The 19992-nt window shown below is 71.4% G+C and carries 14 protein-coding genes; 10 read left to right on the top strand and 4 right to left on the bottom strand.

Annotation, left to right across the window (positions count from 1 at the left end; genetic code table 11):
* Positions 1–156: 156 nt before the first annotated feature.
* The 3 genes from DEO23_RS14280 to DEO23_RS14290 all read left to right on the top strand — a co-directional run bounded on the left by DEO23_RS14280 (position 157) and on the right by DEO23_RS14290 (position 4277).
* Complete coding sequence (locus DEO23_RS14280) at positions 157–1554, top strand: MFS transporter (protein WP_109276701.1); 1398 nt, start codon at positions 157–159, stop codon at positions 1552–1554.
* A 222-nt stretch (positions 1555–1776) separates the two neighbouring features.
* Entirely contained in the window at positions 1777–3198 is a 1422-nt protein-coding gene (locus DEO23_RS14285) for a glycoside-pentoside-hexuronide (GPH):cation symporter (RefSeq protein ID WP_165831864.1), read from the top strand.
* The gene (locus DEO23_RS14290) at positions 3195–4277 is read left to right on the top strand and encodes a phosphotransferase (RefSeq protein WP_109276703.1); all 1083 of its coding nucleotides are present in this window, start codon (positions 3195–3197) and stop codon (positions 4275–4277) included. Before DEO23_RS14285 ends, DEO23_RS14290 begins: the two co-directional genes overlap by 4 nt.
* On the opposite strand, the gene DEO23_RS14295 is transcribed toward DEO23_RS14290, so the two are convergent.
* The 4 genes from DEO23_RS14295 to DEO23_RS14310 all read right to left on the bottom strand — a co-directional run bounded on the left by DEO23_RS14295 (position 4231) and on the right by DEO23_RS14310 (position 8264).
* Positions 4231–4740 (bottom strand): hypothetical protein, encoded by a 510-nt coding sequence (locus tag DEO23_RS14295; protein ID WP_109276704.1) that lies wholly within the window; start codon positions 4738–4740, stop codon positions 4231–4233. The two genes, DEO23_RS14290 and DEO23_RS14295, sit on opposite strands and share 47 nt — an antisense overlap.
* Before the next feature lie 27 nt (positions 4741–4767).
* Positions 4768–5985, bottom strand: coding sequence for a glycine C-acetyltransferase (locus tag DEO23_RS14300; protein WP_109276705.1), 1218 nt, complete (start codon positions 5983–5985; stop codon positions 4768–4770).
* Between the two features lie 88 nt (positions 5986–6073).
* On the bottom strand, positions 6074–7138 hold the full coding sequence (gene tdh / locus DEO23_RS14305) for an L-threonine 3-dehydrogenase (protein WP_109276780.1): 1065 nt from the start codon (positions 7136–7138) through the stop codon (positions 6074–6076).
* 121 nt (positions 7139–7259) lie between these two features.
* A complete protein-coding gene (locus DEO23_RS14310) occupies positions 7260–8264 on the bottom strand; it encodes a DUF4862 family protein (RefSeq protein WP_109276706.1) in 1005 nt (334 codons plus the stop codon).
* A 174-nt stretch (positions 8265–8438) separates the two neighbouring features.
* On the opposite strand from DEO23_RS14310, the gene hrpA reads away from it, so the two are divergent.
* From hrpA to DEO23_RS14345, 7 genes are all read left to right on the top strand, one after another.
* A complete protein-coding gene (hrpA, locus tag DEO23_RS14315) occupies positions 8439–12344 on the top strand; it encodes an ATP-dependent RNA helicase HrpA (protein WP_109276707.1) in 3906 nt (1301 codons plus the stop codon).
* A 368-nt stretch (positions 12345–12712) separates the two neighbouring features.
* Positions 12713–13297, top strand: a complete 585-nt coding sequence (locus DEO23_RS14320; RefSeq protein ID WP_109276708.1) for a hypothetical protein — start codon at positions 12713–12715, stop codon at positions 13295–13297.
* A 133-nt stretch (positions 13298–13430) separates the two neighbouring features.
* On the top strand, positions 13431–14882 hold the full coding sequence (locus tag DEO23_RS14325) for an NAD-dependent malic enzyme (protein ID WP_109276709.1): 1452 nt from the start codon (positions 13431–13433) through the stop codon (positions 14880–14882).
* A gap of 134 nt (positions 14883–15016) precedes the next feature.
* Entirely contained in the window at positions 15017–16228 is a 1212-nt protein-coding gene (locus tag DEO23_RS14330) for an exo-beta-N-acetylmuramidase NamZ family protein (RefSeq protein WP_109276710.1), read from the top strand.
* Entirely contained in the window at positions 16225–17283 is a 1059-nt protein-coding gene (locus DEO23_RS14335; protein ID WP_109276711.1) for a GNAT family N-acetyltransferase, read from the top strand. Before DEO23_RS14330 ends, DEO23_RS14335 begins: the two co-directional genes overlap by 4 nt.
* On the top strand, positions 17283–18989 hold the full coding sequence (locus DEO23_RS14340) for an ABC transporter substrate-binding protein (protein ID WP_109276712.1): 1707 nt from the start codon (positions 17283–17285) through the stop codon (positions 18987–18989). The genes DEO23_RS14335 and DEO23_RS14340 overlap by 1 nt, the downstream gene beginning before the upstream one ends.
* A gap of 23 nt (positions 18990–19012) precedes the next feature.
* Positions 19013–19990, top strand: coding sequence for an ABC transporter permease (locus DEO23_RS14345; protein ID WP_109276713.1), 978 nt, complete (start codon positions 19013–19015; stop codon positions 19988–19990).
* Positions 19991–19992 lie beyond the last annotated feature (2 nt).

Genomic DNA, 19992 nt, shown 5'->3' on the forward strand with positions numbered 1-19992 from the left:
CGTGCGGGAGTGGCCAGGGGATATGCCCGGCCCGATGGGCAACACCGTGCAATCGGCCACACCCCGATCGGCCGACGGGCGACAGTCGGCGCTCGGCGGCGTCCAGCCGCCGCGCGACCGTGCCGCGGTGCTGCGGCCCTCCTGAAGGAGACACCGATGTCTCATCTCAACGACACCACCGAGCACGCGGGATACGCGTACTACGGCTCCGGGCTGCCGAACCTGGCCCCGCCCAGCTCGGAGGCGCCCAAGCCGCCGAAGCGTGCCCGCGCCGTCGCGGCCCTGGGGTTCTCCCAGGCCGTCGACAACTCCGAGTCCGGTCTCACCAAGACGTTCTTCCCCCTCATCGCCGCCGCCTTCGGGCTGGGATACACCCAGCTCGGCATCTTCAGCGCGATCCCGATGTTCGCCCGCATGATCTTCGGACCCACCTGGGCGATCGCCGCCGACCGCTTCGGCCGCAAGAGGGTCCTGGTGCTGGTCACCGGCGTCTGGGGCCTGTGGACCGTCGCCTGCGGATTCGCCCCCAACTACACCGTGCTGGTGGTGCTGTTCGCGATCTCGGCCGTCGGCACCGTCGCCTCGGAGCCCGTGCTCAACGGCATGCTCCCCGACCTGTTCAAGCAGTCCGAGCGGGGCAAGGCCTACGGCATGGTCCGAGGCATCGGCGGCGGCGTCGGCATCATCATCGGCCCGGCGATCGGCCTGTTCGGCAACGACCCCGAGGGGTGGCGCTACGCCCTGTGGACGATGGGCGCGATCTCGATCGTCTCGGGCGTGCTGATCCTGCTGTGGGTGCCCAGGCCCGCCGTGACCTCCGTGAGCGTCACCGATGACCCCGAGTCCGGCACGTTCCGCTTCCGCGACGTCGGACAGCTGTTCCGCATCCCCACCATCTGGATGATCGTGATCATGCTGCCGTTCATCACCTCGCTGATCCTGCTGAGCTTCTACACGCAGTTCCTCGTGGACGTGCGCGGCATGAAGGTCCCCGAGGCGGCCGTGGTGATGGCCGTGTTCTCCCTGGGGTCGATGTTCTCCGCGTTCCTCGGCGGATTCCTGGGCGACCTGGTGACGGCCCGCTTCGGCCACAAGGGACGCATCATGCTGATGCAGGTCTACCTGGTGTGCTTCGCCGCGACGATCTACGTGGCCACCCAGATCGACTCGACCAACCGGGTCTTCATCTACGTCGCGACCTTCGTCATGGGCCTGGTGTTCTCGATCGGCTTCTCGGGGTGCGTGCTGCCCATTGTCTCGACAGTGGTGCCCAAGAAGCTCGGTGCCAGTGCCTTCGCCTTCCTGTTCTCCTTCGTCCAGGGAGGCATCACCGCGATCCTCTCGATCAACATCGGCGTGATCGCGGACGTCTTCGGTGACCTTCAGGTCACCTTCCTGTGGTTCTGCGTGGTCCCGTACCTGATCAACGCGGTGATCTGGTGCGGCTTCTACGTCGTCTACCCCCGCGACGCCGCCCGGCAGGCCGACCGCGAGCGCGTGGAGGCCGAGGCACTCGCCATCGCCCAGGAGGGCGAGGGGAACACGGGGAACTGAGCGCTGCTGCTCCCTCGTCCCCGTCGGCGCCCCGCCGGTGCTGCCGACCCGCCACCGATGTGCCGTCCCCGGCAGTGGGGGACGGCACATCGCGCGTCGAGGGCAAGACCCGGGAACGAGATGCCACCCGATCGCTGCCCTGCGACGGTGAGGAGGTCCCGGCATCGAGGCCGGGACCGGCGCCTCGGGGCACCGCCCGACGATGAGGTACGTGGAAGAGCAATGACGACCGCCCACACACGAAAGCGCCGTTCCCACGGGACGGACGCACCGCCCCGCTCGCGCGGAGCACGCAGCCTGACCCCGCTTCAGTTCCTGGCCTACGGGGGAGGGGACGCGGCCAACAACCTCGCCTTCTCTCTCGCCGTCACTTTCCTCCCGCTCTACCTCACGGACGTGGCGCTGATCAGCCCCGCGACCGTCGGGACGATCTTCCTGGTGATGCGCTTCGTGGACGCCTTCACCGACGTGATCATGGGGTCGGTCATCGACCGCACCAGCACGCGGATCGGGAAGTTCCGCCCCTGGATCCTCGCCGGCAGCATCCCGCTGATCGCCCTCGCGATCGCGAACTTCGCGATGCCCGCCGGCCTGCACGGCACCGTCTGGGCCGTGGTGTGGGCCGCCGTCGCCTACTTCCTGATGGGCAGCGTCGCCTACACCGCCGTGAACATCCCCTACGGCTCCCTCGCCGCGGCCATGACCGACAACGGGACGGAGCGCTCGCGCCTGGCCCTGTTCCGCAGCTTCGGCACCGCGATCATGCAGGTGGCCCTGGCTCTGGCGATCAGCCCGGCGCTGAGCGCCTACGCCGGCGACCCCGACGCCCTGCAGAGCGCCCTCATCCGCACCCTGATCCCGCTCGGGGTGCTCGCGCTCGCGCTGTACGTGCTGCTGTTCGCCGTCTCCCGCGAGAACGTCCGCCGCAGCGTGGACCGGGTGAGCCTGCGCAGCAGCCTTCGCACGATCGCCTCCAACCGCGCCCTGCAGATGCTCGGCGCCTCCTCGATCGCCTACCTGCTGGGACTCTTCGCCGCGAACGGACTGGTCGCCTACTACACGCGCGACGTGCTGGGCAGCGCGGGACTGCTCGCGGTGTTCGTCGCCGCGATCTCCGGCACCGTGCTGGTGGTCGGCTGGGCGGTCCCGCCGCTGATCCGCCGACTCGGCAAGCCGCGGCTGTTCCGCCTCGCCGCGGGCGTGGGCGTGGTCGGTGCCCTGATCCTGATGCTGGTCCCGGCCGACATGCTCTGGCTCGCCGTCCTCGGCGCGCTGCTGTTCGGCGCCTCCAGCGGCAGCGTCAATGCCATCATGTGGAACATGGAGGCCGACACCGTCGAGTACGGCGAATGGGCGAGCGGCTACCGCTCCGAGGGCACCACCTACGCGGTCTTCTCCTTCCTGCGCAAGCTCGCCCAGGCCCTCGGCGGCGCGGTCGGCATCTGGATGATCGGCTGGTTCGGATACCAGGGCGGCGTCCCCGCCCAGTCGGACTCGGCCGTGAACGGCATCCGCCTGGCGATGGGTGCCCTCCCGGCGGCCGCGATGCTGCTCTCGATCCTGCTGATGCGCTTCTACCCGATGGACGACGCCGCCCATCGGCGCATCCTCGCCGACCTCGACGAGCGGGCCCGACGGGAATGACCTCGCGACAGGCGGAGCCGAGCGCAGCGCAGCTGCGGGACCTGCTCGTGCGCGTCCGGCCCGAGCCCGGCGCCGGGCGGGAGCAGATGACGGCGCTCCCGCGCATGCGTCGACTGGGGCGGGGCTGGGACAACACCCTGTGGCACGCGGGGTCCCTGGCCGACGGCACCCGAGCCGTGCTCCGGGTCCCGCACCGCGAGATCGCCCGGGAGCTCCTGACTCGCGAGATCGCCGTTCTCGGGGATCCCCGGGCACTCCCCGCTGCGCTGCCGTTCGCCCGCCCGCGTCTGCTGGGAAGCCTCGGTGCGGGAGAGCCCGGAGGGCCGGTCGCGCTGCTCACCTGGGTCGACGGGGAGCTCGTCGCCGATCGGATCGCGCACGACGGCGCCGACGCCCAGGACCTCGGCGGGCGGCTCGCACGCTCCCTCGCGGCGCTGCACCGCCCTGCGCCGGCGGGGACGGCGCGCAGCGGCGTGCGCGGGGTGCCGCTCGCGACGCGCTCGGAGGCGCTCGCCGCCGAGGACGAGCACCTGGACCCGCCGACGTCGCGACTGATCCGCGAGATCTGGACGCGAGGTCTGGACGCTCCCGGGTGGGACGGGCCGGATCTGCTGCTGCACGGGGACCCGCACCCCGGGAACCTCGTCATCCCGTCCGGTCCTGCGGGGGAGGCGCACGGTCGAGCAGCCGACGAGGGCCTCGGTCTCATCGACTGGGGCGATGTCACGGCAGGTGATCCGGCGAGCGACGTCGCCGCGGTCCTCTACCTCGAGACGTCCGGGGTCGGGATCCAGGAGTACCTGCGGCACGCCCCGTGGGCCCGGGACGCGGGGCAGGCGCAACGGGACGCGCTGGTCGAGCGCGCACGGCGTGGGGCGCGCGGTACGCCTCGGCGATCCTCTCCCACACCGCGCATCCTGATGAGAGAGGGCACCGCGCTCTCGCGGCGGGCGCCCGCCGCATGCTGGACGGGCTCGCGCGGACCTAGGCACCTGCTTGCCGGCATGCAGCCGAGCGCCGGCGCCGACCTCCTCAGCGCTGCCGGGAGACGTCGGCCGAGGGGGCGCCGAGAGCGGTGAGCAGGGCATCGGGGTCGGGCACCGAGAAGGCCAGACGACGATCGTCCTCCAGCAGCAGCGTCACCTCGGGACCGCCGGCCCGCAGCATGGTGTCCCCGGCGCCCTCGTGACGCCGGCCCCAGCCGAAGCCGACCCCGTCCAGGTGATAGCCCGCTCGTGCGGCCCGGATCTGCGAGCGCGGGACCCGCAGGGCCCGGCCGAACAGAAGGCCTCCGCGGAGGTGGAGCGTCGAGGCGTCGAGGTCGATCGCCAGGCGGAGACGGAGCAGGCCGAGGCACAGCAGGAGCCCGAGCACGACGACGACCGCCGCGATCAGCACGTCCGTCCCGCGCGGGGCCGGGGGCACGACCAGCACGAGCGCGGCGCAGGCCAGTGTGATGGCGAGGAGCACGATCCCGACCACCGCCGGGACCCGGCCGCTCCGCGCGGTGGCCCGGTAGGTGAGGGTGGAGGGGACGCTCATTGGATCTTCCGTCCGTCCGGACGCGCCTCAGCAGACCTCGGTCGCCCCGCGGGCGGTCACGAACGCCTGCACGCAGGCCTCCACGTCCTCGCTCGAGTGCGCGGCCGAGAGCTGCACGCGGATCCGTGCCCTGTCCTGCGGGACCACGGGGTAGGAGAACGCCGTGACGTACACGCCCTGGGCGAGCATCGCGTCGGCCACCTTGGCGGCGCGCCGCGCGTCCCCGAACATCACCGGGATGATCGCGTGCTCGCCGGGCAGCAGGTCGAAGCCTTCCTCGTCCATGCGCCGACGGAACAGGGCGGCGTTCTCGAACAGCTTCTCGCGCAGGCCCGCGCTGGTCTCGACCAGGTCGAGGGCCGTCAGGGTCGCGGCCACGATCGAGGGGGCCAGGGAGTTGGAGAACAGGTAGGGGCGTGCCTTCTGGCGCAGCATGTCCACGACCTCGCGACGCCCCGAGACGTACCCGCCGCTCGCGCCGCCGAGGGCCTTCCCGAAGGTGCCCGTGTAGATGTCGACCCGGTCCGGGACGCCGAAGTGCTCGGGCGTGCCGGCGCCGGTCGCGCCCATGAAGCCGACCGCGTGGGAGTCGTCGACCAGGACCATCGCCCCGTACTCGTCGGCCAGGTCGCAGATCCGGTCCAGGGGAGCGAGGTAGCCGTCCATCGAGAACACGCCGTCGGTGACGATGATCGTGCGGCGGGCCGGTGCCCCCTCGTTCTGGGTGCGGGTGGCCTCGAGCTGGGCGCGCAGATCCTCCATGTCGGCGTTGCGGTACCGGTACCGGGCGGCCTTGGACAGGCGGATGCCGTCGATCAGGGAGGCATGGTTCAGCTCGTCGGAGATGATCGCGTCCCCGCGGCCGAACAGGGACTCGAAGACGCCTCCGTTGGCGTCGAAGCACGAGGAGAACAGGATCGTCGCCTCGGTGCCCAGGAACTCGCTGACCTTGGTCTCGAGCTCGAGGTGCAGATCGCCGGTCCCGCAGATGAAGCGCACCGAGGCCATCCCGAACCCGCGCTCGTCCAGGGCCCGCTTCGCGGCGTCGATCAACCGCGGGGCGTCGGCGAGGCCCAGGTAGTTGTTCGCGCAGAAGTTCAGGACGTCGGCAGCGGGCTCGCCGAAGGCGGCGGCCTCCACGTGGGCGGACTGCGGGGTCGAGATCGTGCGCTCGTTCTTGAAGGTGCCCGCCGCGCGGATCTCCTCGAGCTCGGTGGCGAGCTGGTCCTTCACATCGGCGAACATCGGGGTGCCTCCTCGGGCGGGGTGGGTGGCCGGGCTGCGGTGTGCAGCGGGCCGGGGAGTTGCAGGGGGTCGGCTGAGGGTCTGCGGATCAGCCGACCCGGGTCCAGTCCAGCACGACCTTGCCGCCGCTGCCGGAGCGGGCGATGTCGAAGGCACGCTCCCAGTCCGTCGCCGGCAGCACGTCGGTGACGGTCGCGCTGATGCGCTCGCGCAGCACCGGGCTGGTCGAGATCATCGCGCTCATCGCGTTCCAGGTCTCGAACATCTCGCGCCCGTAGATGCCCTGGAGCGTGAGCATGTGGGTGATCACGGTGGTCCAGTCCAGCTCGAAGTGGCGGGAGGGGAGCCCCAGCAGGGCGATCTTCCCGCCGTGGTTCATGTTGGCGATCATCTCCTGCAGGGCGCTGGGCTGCCCGGAGATCTCCAGGCCCACGTCGAAGCCCTCCTTCATCCCCAGCTCCCGCTGCACATCGGTGATGCGACGCTCACCGACGTTCACCGCCAGATCGACGCCGGCGGCGCGGGCCATCTCCAGCCGGTGCTCGTGGACGTCGGTGATCGCGACGTAGCGGGCGCCCGCGTGGCGGGCCACCGCCGCGGCCATCAGGCCGATCGGGCCCGCGCCGGTGATCAGGACGTCCTCGCCCACCAGGGGGAACTTCAGGGCCGTGTGCACGGCATTGCCGAAGGGATCGAAGACGGCGCCGAGCTCGGGGGAGATGACGTCCTCGCGGCCGTCGTGCTCGTGGACCCAGACGTTCTGGTGGGGGACCACGACCTGCTCGGCGAAGGCGCCGTCGCGCTGCACGCCGACGCTGCGGGTGCGGATGCACAGCTGGCGTCGGCCGGCGCGGCAGTTGCGGCACACGCCGCACACCACGTGGCCCTCGCCCGAGACGCGATCGCCCACACGCACGTCCGGCACCTCCGCGCCGATCTCCACGACCTCCCCGTAGAACTCGTGGCCGGGGGTGAAGGGGACCGTGTCGCACATCGACTGCGCCGAGGAGTCCCAGGCGAGAAGGTGCAGATCGGTGCCGCACAGCCCCGCGCGCAGCACGGCGATGCGCACGTCCCAGGGTCCGACCCGGGGGACGGGCACTTCGGTGAGCTCGAGCCCCGGCCCGGGCGCCGTCTTGCGCAGGGCGCGCATCGTCTCCGTCATCCCTCTGGTCCTCCTCGCGGATCGGTCGGCCCAAGACTAGCGGCAGGCTGCGTGGTTCTGCGCGTTGTGGCGCGGAACGCGCAGAGACGGCTGCGTGAGTGTCGCGTTCTCATCGGGTGCCCACGCGCCCCGTTCCGCTCGCCCGGATCGCCTCGACCACGTGGCCGATGATCCCCAGTCGCGCGCTCACGTCGGCATCGGAGGGGGCCTGCACCTTGACGCCGACGTACTCGAGGTCGCCCGCAGCGGCCATGCACTCGCGCACCCGCGCGGCGGTCAGGAGCGAGCCGGGCTCGTCGACGTCCAGGGGCAGGTGCGCATCGGCCCACGGAGCCCCGAAACCGGTCGCGTTCCCGCCCGCTCCGGAGAAGATCAGGCCGCGGAGGCTCCCGGCGGCTGCTGCCTCGGCGACCTGCTCCTGGGGCACGGAGGGGTCGTGCGACTCCACGGCCGAGCGTCCCCAGTTCAGGGTGAGCCCGATCCCGGCCTCGCGTGCGGCTGCCAGTTCCTCGCGCAGCGAGAGGAACCGCTTCTCGCCGGCGACCCGGTCGTTCGCGGCGTCGCAGTGCTCGATGACCAGGTCGATGCCCTCGGGGACCTCGAGGTCGGCGAGGGAGCGGGGGAAGGCGTCGGCGTCGGCCCGACCGCTCGGTGCGGACTGGATCTGCACCCGCCGCACGTGTGCGCTGCCGATCCGCTGGTTCACGGCGTCGGCGGCGCTGAGCAGCCCCGCCGTGTACGCGAGCGCCGCGCGCCTGCCGTCCTCGTCCGGCGAGGCCAGACCGAAGCTCGGGTCGGCGGCCACGTGCTGCATCGTGCCGGGGATCGCCGTCAGGACGCTGTCGGGGAAGCGATCCTCGAGCAAACGGGCGAGATCCTCGATGCTGCCGCCCTCTCCCGCGAGCAGGTGCTGGGTCGGGACCTCGAGACCCGTCGCCCCCAGGTGCTCCCTCAGCCCCGCGTAGAACCCTGGACGGTCCTCCGCCGCCGGCAGGGCTGCGTAGGCACCGATCAGCAGAGGCGTCGGAGCGGCGGCCCCGTCGCCCCCTCCGGTCACGCCCCGGGCCGTGACCTCGCTGCCGTCGTCGCCGTCGGGGGCGTGGTGCTGGGGCATGTGACTCCTTCGTCCGGGGAGCGGCGACCGCGCCGCACCAGCACCTTATGCCCCCATCCGGTGCCCCGGTCCGAGCGCGGGCGACGCCCCGGTCCGAGCGGGCCCGGTGACGCTGCGCCGGGGCAAGGGAATCGAGGCGACCGCGGGGCGGCCGACCGCCTAGCATGGACCATCATGAGCGCGCGCCCGAGCACCCCCGAGAACCCCGCGGAGGACCCGCAGCTCGCGATCACCTACCCGGCCGAGCTCCCCGTCTCCCAGCAGCACGACGAGATCGTGGACGCGCTGCGCGAGAACCAGGTCGTGATCATCGCGGGGGAGACCGGGTCGGGCAAGACCACGCAGATCCCCAAGATGCTGCTCGAGCTCGGGTACGGCAGCGGCGGCAGGGTCGTCGGCCACACCCAGCCCCGCCGGCTCGCCGCCCGCAGCGTCGCCGGCCGGATCGCGAGCGAACTGGGCCAGAAGCTCGGCGAAGGCACGGTCGGCTACCAGGTGCGCTTCACCAAGGAGGTCGCCCGCGGGGCCCGGCTGAAGCTGATGACCGACGGCATCCTGCTCGCCGAGCTGGGGTCCGACCGGCTGCTGCGCCGCTACGACGCGATCATCATCGACGAGGCCCACGAGCGCTCGCTGAACATCGACGTCATCCTGGGGTACCTGCGGCAGATCCTCCCCGAGCGTCCCGACCTCAAGGTCGTCATCACCTCCGCGACCATCGACCCCGAGCGCTTCGCCCAGCACTTTGCGACCCGGGGCCCGGCCGGCGAGCTGCACCCCGCCCCGATCCTCGAGGTCTCCGGTCGCACCTACCCCGTCGAGGTGCGCTACCGCCCGCTCGTGATCGACGCCGAGGTCGCCGCCGAGGAGGCCTCCGAGGCCGACGAGCTCGAGGACATCCACTCCATCGAGCGCGACCTCGACGAAGCGATCATCGACGCGGTCGACGAGCTCGCCGCCGAGGGCCCCGGCGACATGCTCGTCTTCCTCCCCGGCGAGCGCGAGATCCGGGAGATCCGCGAGAGCCTGGAGACGCATCTGGCCAGCGGGTCACGCTCGCGCCTGCCCACCGAGGTGCTGCCGCTGTTCGGGCGGCTCTCCGCGAGCGACCAGCAGCGGATCTTCTCCCCGCCGCCAGCGGGGACGCATCGGCGGATCATCCTGTCCACGAACGTCGCGGAGACCTCGCTGACCGTCCCCGGGATCACCTACGTGATCGACTCGGGGCTGGCCCGCATCTCCCGCTACTCCCAGCGCACGAAGGTGCAGCGCCTGCCGATCGAGCCGATCTCGCAGGCCAGCGCGAACCAGCGCTCGGGCCGCTCGGGGCGCACCCACCCCGGCATCGCGATCCGGCTGTTCTCGCAGGAGGACTTCGAGGGCCGCCCCGAGTTCACCGAGCCGGAGATCCTGCGCACGAACCTCGCCTCGGTCGTGCTGCTGATGACCTCGCTGGGCCTGGGCGACGTCGAGTCCTTCCCCTTCGTCGAGCCTCCCGCCACCCGGGCCGTGACCGACGGCGTGCGCCTCCTCGAGGAGCTGCGCGCGATCGAGGCCGCTCCGAGGGCGCCCGGTGGCAGGCGTCTCACGGGGATCGGGAAGGTGCTCGCGCGCTTCCCCCTGGATCCGCGCATGGCGCGCATGCTCATCGAGGCCGACCGTCTCGGTGCGCTGCGCGAGGTGCTCGTGGTCGTCGCGGGTCTGTCGATCCAGGACCCGCGCGAGCGCCCGCTGGGCTTCGAGCAGCAGGCGAAGGAGAAGCACCGCCGGTTCGAGGACGAGACGAGTGACTTCCTGTCGCTGCTGAACCTGTGGAACCACCTGCAGGAGCGCCGCAAAGAGCTCTCGGGCAGCGCCTTCCGTCGCGAGGTGCGCGGCGAGTACCTCCACTACCTGCGGATCCGCGAGTGGTGGGACCTGCACTCGCAGTTGAAGGACATGGCCAAGGATGCCGGCCTGCACCTGAACCAGAGCGAGGCGGACCCTGCCCGCATCCACCAGGCGCTGCTGGCGGGGCTGCTCTCCCACGTCGGCCTCTACGACGACCGCAGCCGCGAGTACTCCGGAGCCCGTGGTGCCCGCTTCGCCCTCTGGCCCGGGTCCGCCCTGGCCCGGAGACGACCCGAGCTGGTGATGGTCGCCGAGCTGGTGGAGACCTCCCGGCTGTGGGGGCGCACCGCCGCCCGCATCGACGCGAGCTGGGTCGAGGAGGTCGGCGCGCACGTCCTGAAGCGCTCGCACTCCGAGCCGTTCTGGTCCTCCAAGCGCTCCTCGGCGATGGCTCACGAGAAGGTCACCCTCTACGGGGTGCCGATCATCGCCGACCACGTGGTGCCCTACGGGCGCGTGGACCCCGAGCTCTCGCGCGACATCTTCCTCCAGAACGCTCTGGTCGAGGGGGACTGGCGCACCCGCCACCACTTCTTCCGCGACAACCGGGCGCTGATCGCCAGGCTCGAGGAGCTCGAGGCCAAGACCCGACGGCGCGACCTGCTGATCGGCGACGAGCAGGTCTTCGCCTTCTACGACGCGCGAGTGCCCGCGGACGTCGTCTCCGGACGTCACTTCGATTCCTGGTGGAAGAAGCAGCGCCACGAGACACCCGACCTGCTCACGCTCACCGAGGAGGACCTGCTCGCGGCCGACGAGTCCGTCACCGCCGCGATCCACGCCGACTTCCCCGACACCTGGGTCCAGGGCGACCTGACGCTGCCGCTGACCTACTCCTTCGGCGACGTCGGCGCGCAGGGGAGCGACGGGGTGACCGCGACCGTCCCGCTCGCGGTCCTGAACCGCGTCACCCCGCGTGGTTTCGACTGGCTCGTGCCGGGGATGCGCGAGGAGTTGATCACGGAGCTGATCCGCTCCCTGCCCAAACCGATCCGTCGGCACCTGGTGCCGGCGCCCGAGCGCGCCAAGGTCGTGGCCGGGACCCTGCACGACGACGATCCCGACGCGGGGGAGCCCTTCGTCGAGGCCGTGGCCGACGAGCTCGTGGGCCTTCCCGGCGTCCCGGGCGACCTCGAGCTGTACGGCCCCGAGTTCGACCTGTCCAAGGTGCCCGCCCATCTGCGCATGCACTTCCGCGTGGTCGACGAGAAGGGGCGCCGGATCGGGGCGGGGGACGATCTGGCGCAGCTGCAGCGCAGCCTGAAGAAGCGGATGGACGACTCGGTGACCACCCAGGGCGAGGACCTCGCCCGACGCGACCTCTCCGCCTTCCCCGCGGACGGCGTCCCGGCGGTCCATCACAGCCGCGTGGGCGGTCTCCAGGTCACCGGGTACCCGGCCCTGGTGGCCGTCCGCGGGGACGACGGGCAGGTCCAGCGTGTGGACCTCTCGGTGCTCGCGACGGCCGAGGAGCAGGCGACGGCGCACCCCGACGGCGTGATCGCCCTGGTGGACCGCTCGCTGCATCCCGATCTGCAGGGCGTGCTGAACGCCCTGCCGAACCCGACGAAGCTCGCCGTCGCCCAGTCGCCCTACGGCTCGAGCGCCGCACTGCTTGCCGACGCGTCCCTCGCCGCGACCGCCCATCTGGTCGGCGACGCGAGTGCGGTGCGCACCCACGAGCAGTTCGAGCAGGCGCTCTCCCGTGTCCGCGAGCAGCACGACGCCGCCGCCGCGCAGGCGGTCAAGGACGCGGCCTCCGCGCTCGCCGCCCACGCGAGCCTGTCCAAGAAGGTCTCCAGGATCTCCTCGCTGGCGATCCTCACCCAGCTCACCGAGATCCGTGACCACGCGGCGTCCCTGGTGGGCGAGCGGTTCGTCTCTCGCGCCGGCGTCGAGCACCTGGGCGACCTCGTGCGCTACCTAAAGGCGGACGGGATCCGGCTGGACAAGCTCGAGGAGAACCCGCCACGCGATGCCAAGCTGGCCTGGCAGGTCCACGACGTCGAGCAGCTGTGGCAGCGCACCCGTGCGAAGCTCTCCCGCGCCCGCGTGGCCCGGGCGGACGCCGCCCGCATCCCCTGGCTGCTCGAGGAGTACCGGGTGAGCCTGTTCGCCCAGACGCTGGGGACCCGTGAGACGGTCTCGGACAAGCGGATCCGCTCCGCGATCACAGCCCTGGACGGCTGAGCTGCGACGGGCCCGGGTTCCGGGGTCTCGAACCGAACGACGTGACACAGGTGACCTGATCTGTGTGCATCAACCCACGACCGTCGGTCTCATACGCAACTTTTGCGTTTCACCGTGGGCGAAGGGGCGGAACGGTCTCGCAGTGCACTGATCGTCCGCTGAACGGGCGCTCGACCGGTCACGACGAGGCCACGGCGCCGTCGCTCCGCTCGGGTCAAGGACGTCATGCTCGTGCAAAAGGCGAGGAAACGCGCGCGACGGGACCCGGCGAACCGGACAGACCCGCTGTTCACAGCGATGCAGCGGCTCGCTAGCGTCGTCGACGTTCTTCCGGCTCCCGGATCCCTCCCACCTCGAAGGTGCCTCGCATGACTCTCTCCCGCCGCCACCTGCTGCTCGCCGGGACCATCGGACTGACCGCCCTCGCCACCACCGCCCCTGCGATGGCGGAGGGCACCGGCTCCGACGTGTGGAGCGAGGAGTTCATGACCCGGCCGGAGACCCGTGAGGGCTTCGCGGTGGACTCGATGGACGACTGGCAGGTCCAGAACGCCCGCTTCATCATCGCGGTGTGCAAGGGACACGGGATCACCGCGCACGGCACCCAGATCGCGCTCGCGACCGCGATCGTCGAGTCCTGGCTGTACAACTACCAGCCGGAGGTCGACCTCGATTCCGGTGGTCTGTTCCAGCAGCGCCCCTCGGCGGGATGGGGCACCGTCGCCGACGTGCGGCACAAGAAGCGGGCCGTCGACGCCTTCCTGGGCTTCGGCCCCCATGCGACCGCGCCCGGCCTGATCACCGTCGCCCCCGACTACGAGAACTGGGACCTCGGCACCGCCGCGCAGGCCGTGCAGGTCTCCGACCACCCCGAGCGCTACAACGAGCAGGCGGGCGCCGCCGCGATCCTGTGGGGCCGCTACGCCGACAGCGTGGATCCCTTCTCCGGCTGAGGCATCCTCGTCCCCGGCTGAGCGACCCCGTCGCGGGCCGGGGCGAGCAGCGGGTACGGGCGCTCGGACAGCGACCGCCGATCGTGCCGCGTGGCGGGTGCACGGCGGCTGTCACGCTCGCTACGATCGGCGCATGTCACCGGCGCCATCAGTCAGCTATTCCATCACCATCCGCCTCGAGTTCGCGGCCCACTCCGCAGCGGTCAGCGACATCACCGGTCGCATCGAGGAGCATCGCGCGCTGGTCACCGCGCTCGACGTCTCCGCGTCGGGCCCCGAGCGGATGCGCGCGGACCTCACCGTCCTCACCGCCGACAACGACCACGCGATGGAGGTCGTCGACGCCCTGCGCGACATCCCGGGCGTCGAGCTCGGGAAGGTCTCGGACCGCACCTTCCTCGCCCACCTCGGCGGAAAGCTCACGGTCGAGTCGAAGGTACCGATCCGCCACCGCGACGACCTCTCGATGGTCTACACCCCCGGCGTCGCCCGCGTCGTCAAGGCGATCGCCGAGCACCCCGAGGACGCACGCAGCCTGACCATCAAGCGCAACACCGTCGCGGTCGTCTCCGACGGCTCGGCGATCCTGGGCCTGGGCGACCTGGGCCCCCTCGCCGCCATGCCCGTCATGGAGGGCAAGGCCGCGCTGTTCAAGCGCTTCGCCGACATCGACGCCTTCCCGATCTGCCTGGACGCCCACTCGGTCGAGGAGATCGTCTCCCACGTCAAGGCGATCGCCCCCGTCTTCGCCGGCATCAACCTCGAGGACATCTCCGCCCCGCGCTGCTTCGAGATCGAGGACCGTCTGCGCAAGGAGCTGGACATTCCCGTCTTCCACGACGACCAGCACGGCACCGCGATCGTCGTCGTCGCCGCGCTGCGCAACGCCCTGCGCGTGGTCGGCAAGGAGATCGAGAAGGTGCGGATCGTGCTCTCGGGGGCGGGAGCGGCAGGGACCGCCATCCTGCGTCTGCTGCGCGCCGCCGGCGCCCGCGACGTCGTGGTCACCGACATCGACGGCATCGTCCACGAGGGGCGCGAGAATCTCGAGGGCCGTCTGCCCTGGATCGCGGAGGTCACGAACCCCCGCGGCCTCACCGGGACCCTGAGCGATGCGATCCAGGGAGCCGACGTCTTCATCGGCGTGAGCGCCGGGAACATCCTCAGCGCGCAGGACGTCGAGAGCATGGCCGAGCGCTCGATCGTCTTTGCGATGGCCAACCCCACCCCGGAGATCGATCCGGCCGAGGCGGCGAAGCACGCCGAGGTCGTGGCGACCGGACGCAGCGACTTCGCCAACCAGATCAACAACGTGCTCGCCTTCCCCGGCGTCTTCCGCGGGCTGCTGGACGCCCGTGCCACCAACGTCACCGACCGCATGCTGCTGGCGGCCTCGAAGGCCCTGGCCGACGTCGTGACCGCGGACGAGCTGAACCCGACCTACATCGTGCCCAGCGTCTTCAACGAGGGCGTGACCAAGGCGGTCGCCTCGGCGGTCGAACACGTGGCCCGCGAGGAGGCCGGCACGGTCGACACCATCACCGGGGCCATCCCGGCCGTCTACGCCGAGCAGATCCACCTCTGAGGCGGCGGGTCGTCCGGGGCGTGAGCTCCTGAGGATCGGCCGCACGACGTGCCCGTCGTGCGGCCGGAGACCCGTGAAAAGGGAAATTCCGCGTAACTGCTGACGTATCGAGGGAACTTCACTACTCTCGAGGAATGTTCCCCGGGTCACAGCCGCTGAGCGGTCTCGACGTCCTCGTCGCCGACCCGGGCCTGCTGGGGTTCCGGCGACCGGGGCTGCTGACGAACCACGCGGCCGTGACCGCCGGTCTCGCGCGAGGCGTGGACGCGCTGGTGGCCGCCGGGATCACGCCCCACTGCCTGATCGCTCCCGAGCACGGGTACTGGGGCAGCGAGCAGGCGGGTGAGGGCGGCGGCGAGACGCGGGACGCCCGCACCGGCATCCCGGTGCTCTCCTCCTACGGTGTGCACGGGGCGGCGCTCGTGCAGCTGCTCGCCGACAGCGGGATCGACGGGCTCCTCGTCGACCTCCAGGACATCGGCTGCCGCTTCTTCACCTACCCGTGGTCGATGGTCGATGCGATGGCGGCCTGCGCCGAGCTCGACCTGCCGGTGCACGTGCTGGACAGGCCGGCCCCGCTCGCGATGCGCCCTCTGGGACCGGGGACGGACGAACGCTGCGCGAGCTTCGTCGGACGGATGGACATCCCCCTGCGTCACGGCGGCCGCCTCGGCGACATCGCCCGCCACGCCGCCGCCCACCACCTCGAGCGGTCCCTGGACCTGACGGTCACCGCCGCGCCCGGCGCGGACGGCAGCGCACCGTGGGTGCCGCCGTCGCCGAACATGCCCACCCCCACGACGCTCGCCCTCTATCCCGGCACCGGGCTCGTGGAGGGCTGCACCTGGAGCGAGGGTCGCGGGACCACGCTGCCCTTCGAGGTCCTCGGCGCGCCCTGGGCCGACCATCGTCTGGCCGACGCGCTGCGCGGCGCCGGGATGCCCGGTCTCGAGGTGCGCGAGCTCGAGGTGCGCGCGACGCACGGGGTCTTCGCGGACGAGGCCGTGCACGGTGTGCAGCTCCACCTGCTCGAGGACCCCCGGGACTTCGTCGCGCGCGAGGACGTCGACCCGCTGCGGATCGGGCACACGGTCCTCGCCGCCATGCATGCGCTGCATCCCGCGAGCGCGGGCGACTTCTGGCGCCGAAACACCGCCTCGAGCCCCCTGTTCATCGACCTGCTGTGGGGGTCCGGCGCGCTGCGCGAGGGCATCGACGACGGCGCCTCCTACGAGGAGATCCTGGCCGCCTCGCCCGCACCCCACCCGCTCCTCGACCCGTCCGCGACCGGCGCGGACCAGGACGCACCGGCGCCCCGCTCCGACGCCCCGGGGTCGCCGGCATGAGCATCCAGGTGCGGGAGCGGCTGCACCCCGGGGACCTCTCCGCCCTCGCGGACCTCACCCGCGACAGCGCCCAGCCGATCGACGAGAGGACGCTGACCCGTCTGCTGCTGGTCGACCCGGACCCGCTGAGCTCCGTCGTCCTGATCGCCGAGGAGGACGGCAGGGCCCTCGGGTACACCCACGTCGCGCTCGAGGACGGCGTCGCCTATCTCGTCAGCGGGGTCGTCGCCCCGTCGGCCAGACGTCGCGGCCTCGGCACGCTGCTGTGGGACGGCGCCGTGGCCCGTGCCCGTCGCGCGGGAGCCGGGCGGCTCGTGATCAGCGGACGCCCCCGCGGCTATGCGGCCCCCGGCATCGACGAGCGGCGTGACCCCGCCACCGCTGCCTTCCTGCGCGCCCGCGGTGCCCGGGCGGGAGGGTCGGCCCTCGCCATGGAGCGAGACCTGACGCAGGACCTCGCGACCGCGTCGGCTCCGGCACGGATGCCGGTGGGCGTGCGGATCGCGCCGTGCACCCCCGAGGAGGTGCCGGAGATGATCGCCGCCGTGCGCGCGGACCTCGATCCGGACTGGGCACAGCTGCTCGCACGGCACGTGGACGAGCGGTCCGCGGAGCAGACCCGCGGACGGGACCTCCCGGCGGGCCCGGCGGCGGGGATCCTGCTCGCCCGGGACGCGCCCGCCGAACCCCGGTCCGCTGACCGGGACACCCTCGGGGAGCTGCTCGGCGTCGCGGCCTCCGGCGTCGTCGGCGAGGATCCCGAGCGCTTCGGGCCGATCGGGGTGATGCCCGCGGCCCGCGGCCGCGGGATCGGCGGCGCCCTCCTGGATGCCGCGCTGCAGGCGATGGCACGCGCCGGGTCCCGTCGGGCCTGGTTCCAGTGGACCTCCACCGCCGGTCCCGCTCACCGCCTGTACCTCTCGCGCGGCTTCCGTCCGCTCACGACCACCACCCCGTTCCTCCTCGACCTCCCCGGCGACCCGCACGTGCTCCCGGACGGTCCGCAGGAGCTCCTCGCCGCCATGCAGCCCCTCGAGCAGGGAAGGACCCGCTGATGACATCCCTCGGTCCCCACATCGAACCCGACCGTCAGCCGGGCGCGTCCTCGCCCGGTCCCGGCCGGCGCGCCGTCCTCGGGGGCGCCTCCGGCGCGCTCGGGCTGCTGGCCACGACCTCCCTGGCCGGCTGCGGACCCGCCGGGACGGACGAGAAGAACCCTCCGCTGCGGATCCACGCCAACGACGCCACGGTCTACCAGCCCAACTTCAACCCCTACGCGCCCACCGCGCTGCAGGGCGCGAGCGGACTGATCTACGAGCCGCTGATGGTCTACACCGCGATGGATCCCGAGCACCCGCTGCCCTGGGTCGCCGAGGCGATCGAGTTCAGCGAGGACGGCACCAGCGCCGAGATCACGGTGCGCGAGGGCATCGTGTTCACCGACGACCACCCGCTGACGGCGGAGGACGTCGAGTACTCCCTGCTGATGCTGCGCGACAAGCCGGCGACCAATGGCTCCGCCCTGCCGGTGACCGATGCCCGGAAGACGGGCGAGCGCACCGTGAAGGTCTCGTTCGACGGCCCCGCCTTCGCCCATGCTCCGACGCTCGGCAGCTCCTACGTGGTGCCCAAGCACATCTTCTCGACCCTCGACGTGGAGAAGGACGCGATCGAGAAGCCCGTGGGCTCCGGCCCGTACGTGCTCGACCGCTTCTCCGCCCAGCTGTACACCTTCCGGCGCAACGAGAAGCACTGGGCGGTCCAGGACTTCGCTGTTCCCGAGCTGTACTACCCCTCGTACTCGACCGAGACCTTCAACACCGCACTGCAGGCGGGGGAGATCGACTGGTCCGGCGGGTTCGTCGCCAACGTCGACAAGATCTTCGTGGACAAGGACCCCGACCATCGCGGCTACTACTACCCGGGCCTGGGCGTGGTGAACCTGACCTTCAACCTCGAGAAGTCGCTGTGGCAGGACCTCGAGCTGAGACGCGGGATCTCGCTCGCGATCGACCGCCAGCAGATCGCGGACATCGCGATGCTCGGCTACGTCGGCCCACCCCACCCCACCGCACTGCCACGCCCCACCTTCGAGCAGTACATCTCCGAGCGCTACCGGGGGAAGGAGTTCGAGTTCGACCCCGAGAAGGCCGAGAAGGTGCTGGACGCGGCCGGGTACGAGCGCGGCGAGGACGGCGTGCGCACGGCGAAGGACGGCACCCGCCTCGAGTTCCCCCTGCAGATCCCCTCGGGGTTCGTGGACTGGGTGAGCGTCACCCAGGTGCTCGACGAGCAGCTGACGAAGATCGGCGTGAAGTTCAGCCCGCAGGGCGTCTCCCTGGAGAGCTGGACCGAGAAGCGCAACGCCGGGAAGTTCGACGTCACCCTCTCGACGGTCTCCGCCGGGGCGAGTCCCTGGTTCATGTACCGCTCGATGCTTTCGGGTGAGCACAGGAGCAAGGATGGGTCGGTGCTCGCGAACTTCCAGCGCTGGTACGACGAGGACACCGACACGCTGCTGGGCGACTTCACCGCGACCGACGACGAGGCCGAGCAGCAGAAGTGCATCGACGGGATCGAGGACATCGTCGTCGAGAAGCTGCCCGCGCTGCCGCTGGTGACCGCCCCGAACTGGTTCAACTACAGCACCCAGTACTGGTCGGGATTCCCCGACCCCGACCACCCCTACGCGCTCGGCGCCCCCTACAGCCCGGTCGACCGCATCCTGGTGCTGCGCGGGCTGTCGCGGACCACGGACTGAGAACGCACGGAGAGGAGGCAGCCATGAAGTATCTCGCCCGCAAGATCGGCCTGTACGCATTCATCGCCTGGGCGGCGCTGACCCTGAACTTCCTGATCCCGCGCCTGATGCCCGGGGACCCCGTGACCCTTCTGCTGGAGGGCTCCCAGGGGGCGATCGACCCCGCCGCGAAGGCGGCCATCGCCAAGGCCTACGGCATCAGCGACGACCCGCTCCCGGTGCAGTACGTCGACTACCTGAGGGCACTGGCGCACGGCGACCTCGGCACCTCCATCAGCCAGTTCCCGGTGCCGGTGGTCGACATCATCTCCCGGGCCCTGCCGTGGACCCTGGGGCTGGTGGGCGTGGCGACCGTGGTCAGCTTCCTGCTGGGCACCGGGCTCGGCGTGCTGCTGGCCTGGCGGCGCGGCACCTGGTCCGACCACGTGCTGCCGGCCCTCACCTTCCTCAACGCCATCCCGTACTTCTGGATGGCGCTGATCCTGGTGCTGGTGCTGTCGGTGCACCTGGGCCTGTTCCCCAACGCCGGCGGCTACGAGCGGATCCTGTTCCCGGGCTGGACCCCGCAGTTCATCGGCTCGATCCTCTACCACGCCCTGCTGCCGGCGATCACGATCGTCCTGGGCTCCTTCGCCGGCTGGGTGCTCTCGATGCGCAACATGACGGTCACCGTGCTGGGCGAGGACTACGTCTCGCTGGCGGAGGCCAAGGGCCTGCCCTCGCGGCACGTGCTGCTGACCTACGCGGCCCGCAACGCGATCCTGCCCTCGATCACCGGCTTCGCCCTCTCCCTCGGCGCAGTCGTCGGCGGATCGATGCTCACCGAGGTCATCTTCAACTACCCCGGGGTGGGGTACACGCTGTTCAGCGCCGTGCAGGCCCAGGACTTCCCGCTCATGCAGGGGCTCTTCCTCATCATCTCCCTCGCGGTGATCGCCGCGAACCTGGTGGCCGACGTCGCCTACGTGTTCCTCGACCCGCGAACCCGGCAGGGGGCCTGACC

This window comes from Brachybacterium endophyticum, from assembly GCF_003130585.1.
GTDB lineage: Bacteria > Actinomycetota > Actinomycetes > Actinomycetales > Dermabacteraceae > Brachybacterium > Brachybacterium endophyticum.

Coding starts and splice junctions, on each gene's coding strand:
- DEO23_RS14280 (WP_109276701.1), top strand. CDS start 157: ATGTCTCATCTCAACGACACCACCGAGCACGCGGGATACGCGTACTAC.
- DEO23_RS14285 (WP_165831864.1), top strand. CDS start 1,777: ATGACGACCGCCCACACACGAAAGCGCCGTTCCCACGGGACGGACGCA.
- DEO23_RS14290 (WP_109276703.1), top strand. CDS start 3,195: ATGACCTCGCGACAGGCGGAGCCGAGCGCAGCGCAGCTGCGGGACCTG.
- DEO23_RS14295 (WP_109276704.1), bottom strand. CDS start 4,740: ATGAGCGTCCCCTCCACCCTCACCTACCGGGCCACCGCGCGGAGCGGC.
- DEO23_RS14300 (WP_109276705.1), bottom strand. CDS start 5,985: ATGTTCGCCGATGTGAAGGACCAGCTCGCCACCGAGCTCGAGGAGATC.
- tdh (WP_109276780.1), bottom strand. CDS start 7,138: ATGCGCGCCCTGCGCAAGACGGCGCCCGGGCCGGGGCTCGAGCTCACC.
- DEO23_RS14310 (WP_109276706.1), bottom strand. CDS start 8,264: ATGCCCCAGCACCACGCCCCCGACGGCGACGACGGCAGCGAGGTCACG.
- hrpA (WP_109276707.1), top strand. CDS start 8,439: ATGAGCGCGCGCCCGAGCACCCCCGAGAACCCCGCGGAGGACCCGCAG.
- DEO23_RS14320 (WP_109276708.1), top strand. CDS start 12,713: ATGACTCTCTCCCGCCGCCACCTGCTGCTCGCCGGGACCATCGGACTG.
- DEO23_RS14325 (WP_109276709.1), top strand. CDS start 13,431: ATGTCACCGGCGCCATCAGTCAGCTATTCCATCACCATCCGCCTCGAG.
- DEO23_RS14330 (WP_109276710.1), top strand. CDS start 15,017: ATGTTCCCCGGGTCACAGCCGCTGAGCGGTCTCGACGTCCTCGTCGCC.
- DEO23_RS14335 (WP_109276711.1), top strand. CDS start 16,225: ATGAGCATCCAGGTGCGGGAGCGGCTGCACCCCGGGGACCTCTCCGCC.
- DEO23_RS14340 (WP_109276712.1), top strand. CDS start 17,283: ATGACATCCCTCGGTCCCCACATCGAACCCGACCGTCAGCCGGGCGCG.
- DEO23_RS14345 (WP_109276713.1), top strand. CDS start 19,013: ATGAAGTATCTCGCCCGCAAGATCGGCCTGTACGCATTCATCGCCTGG.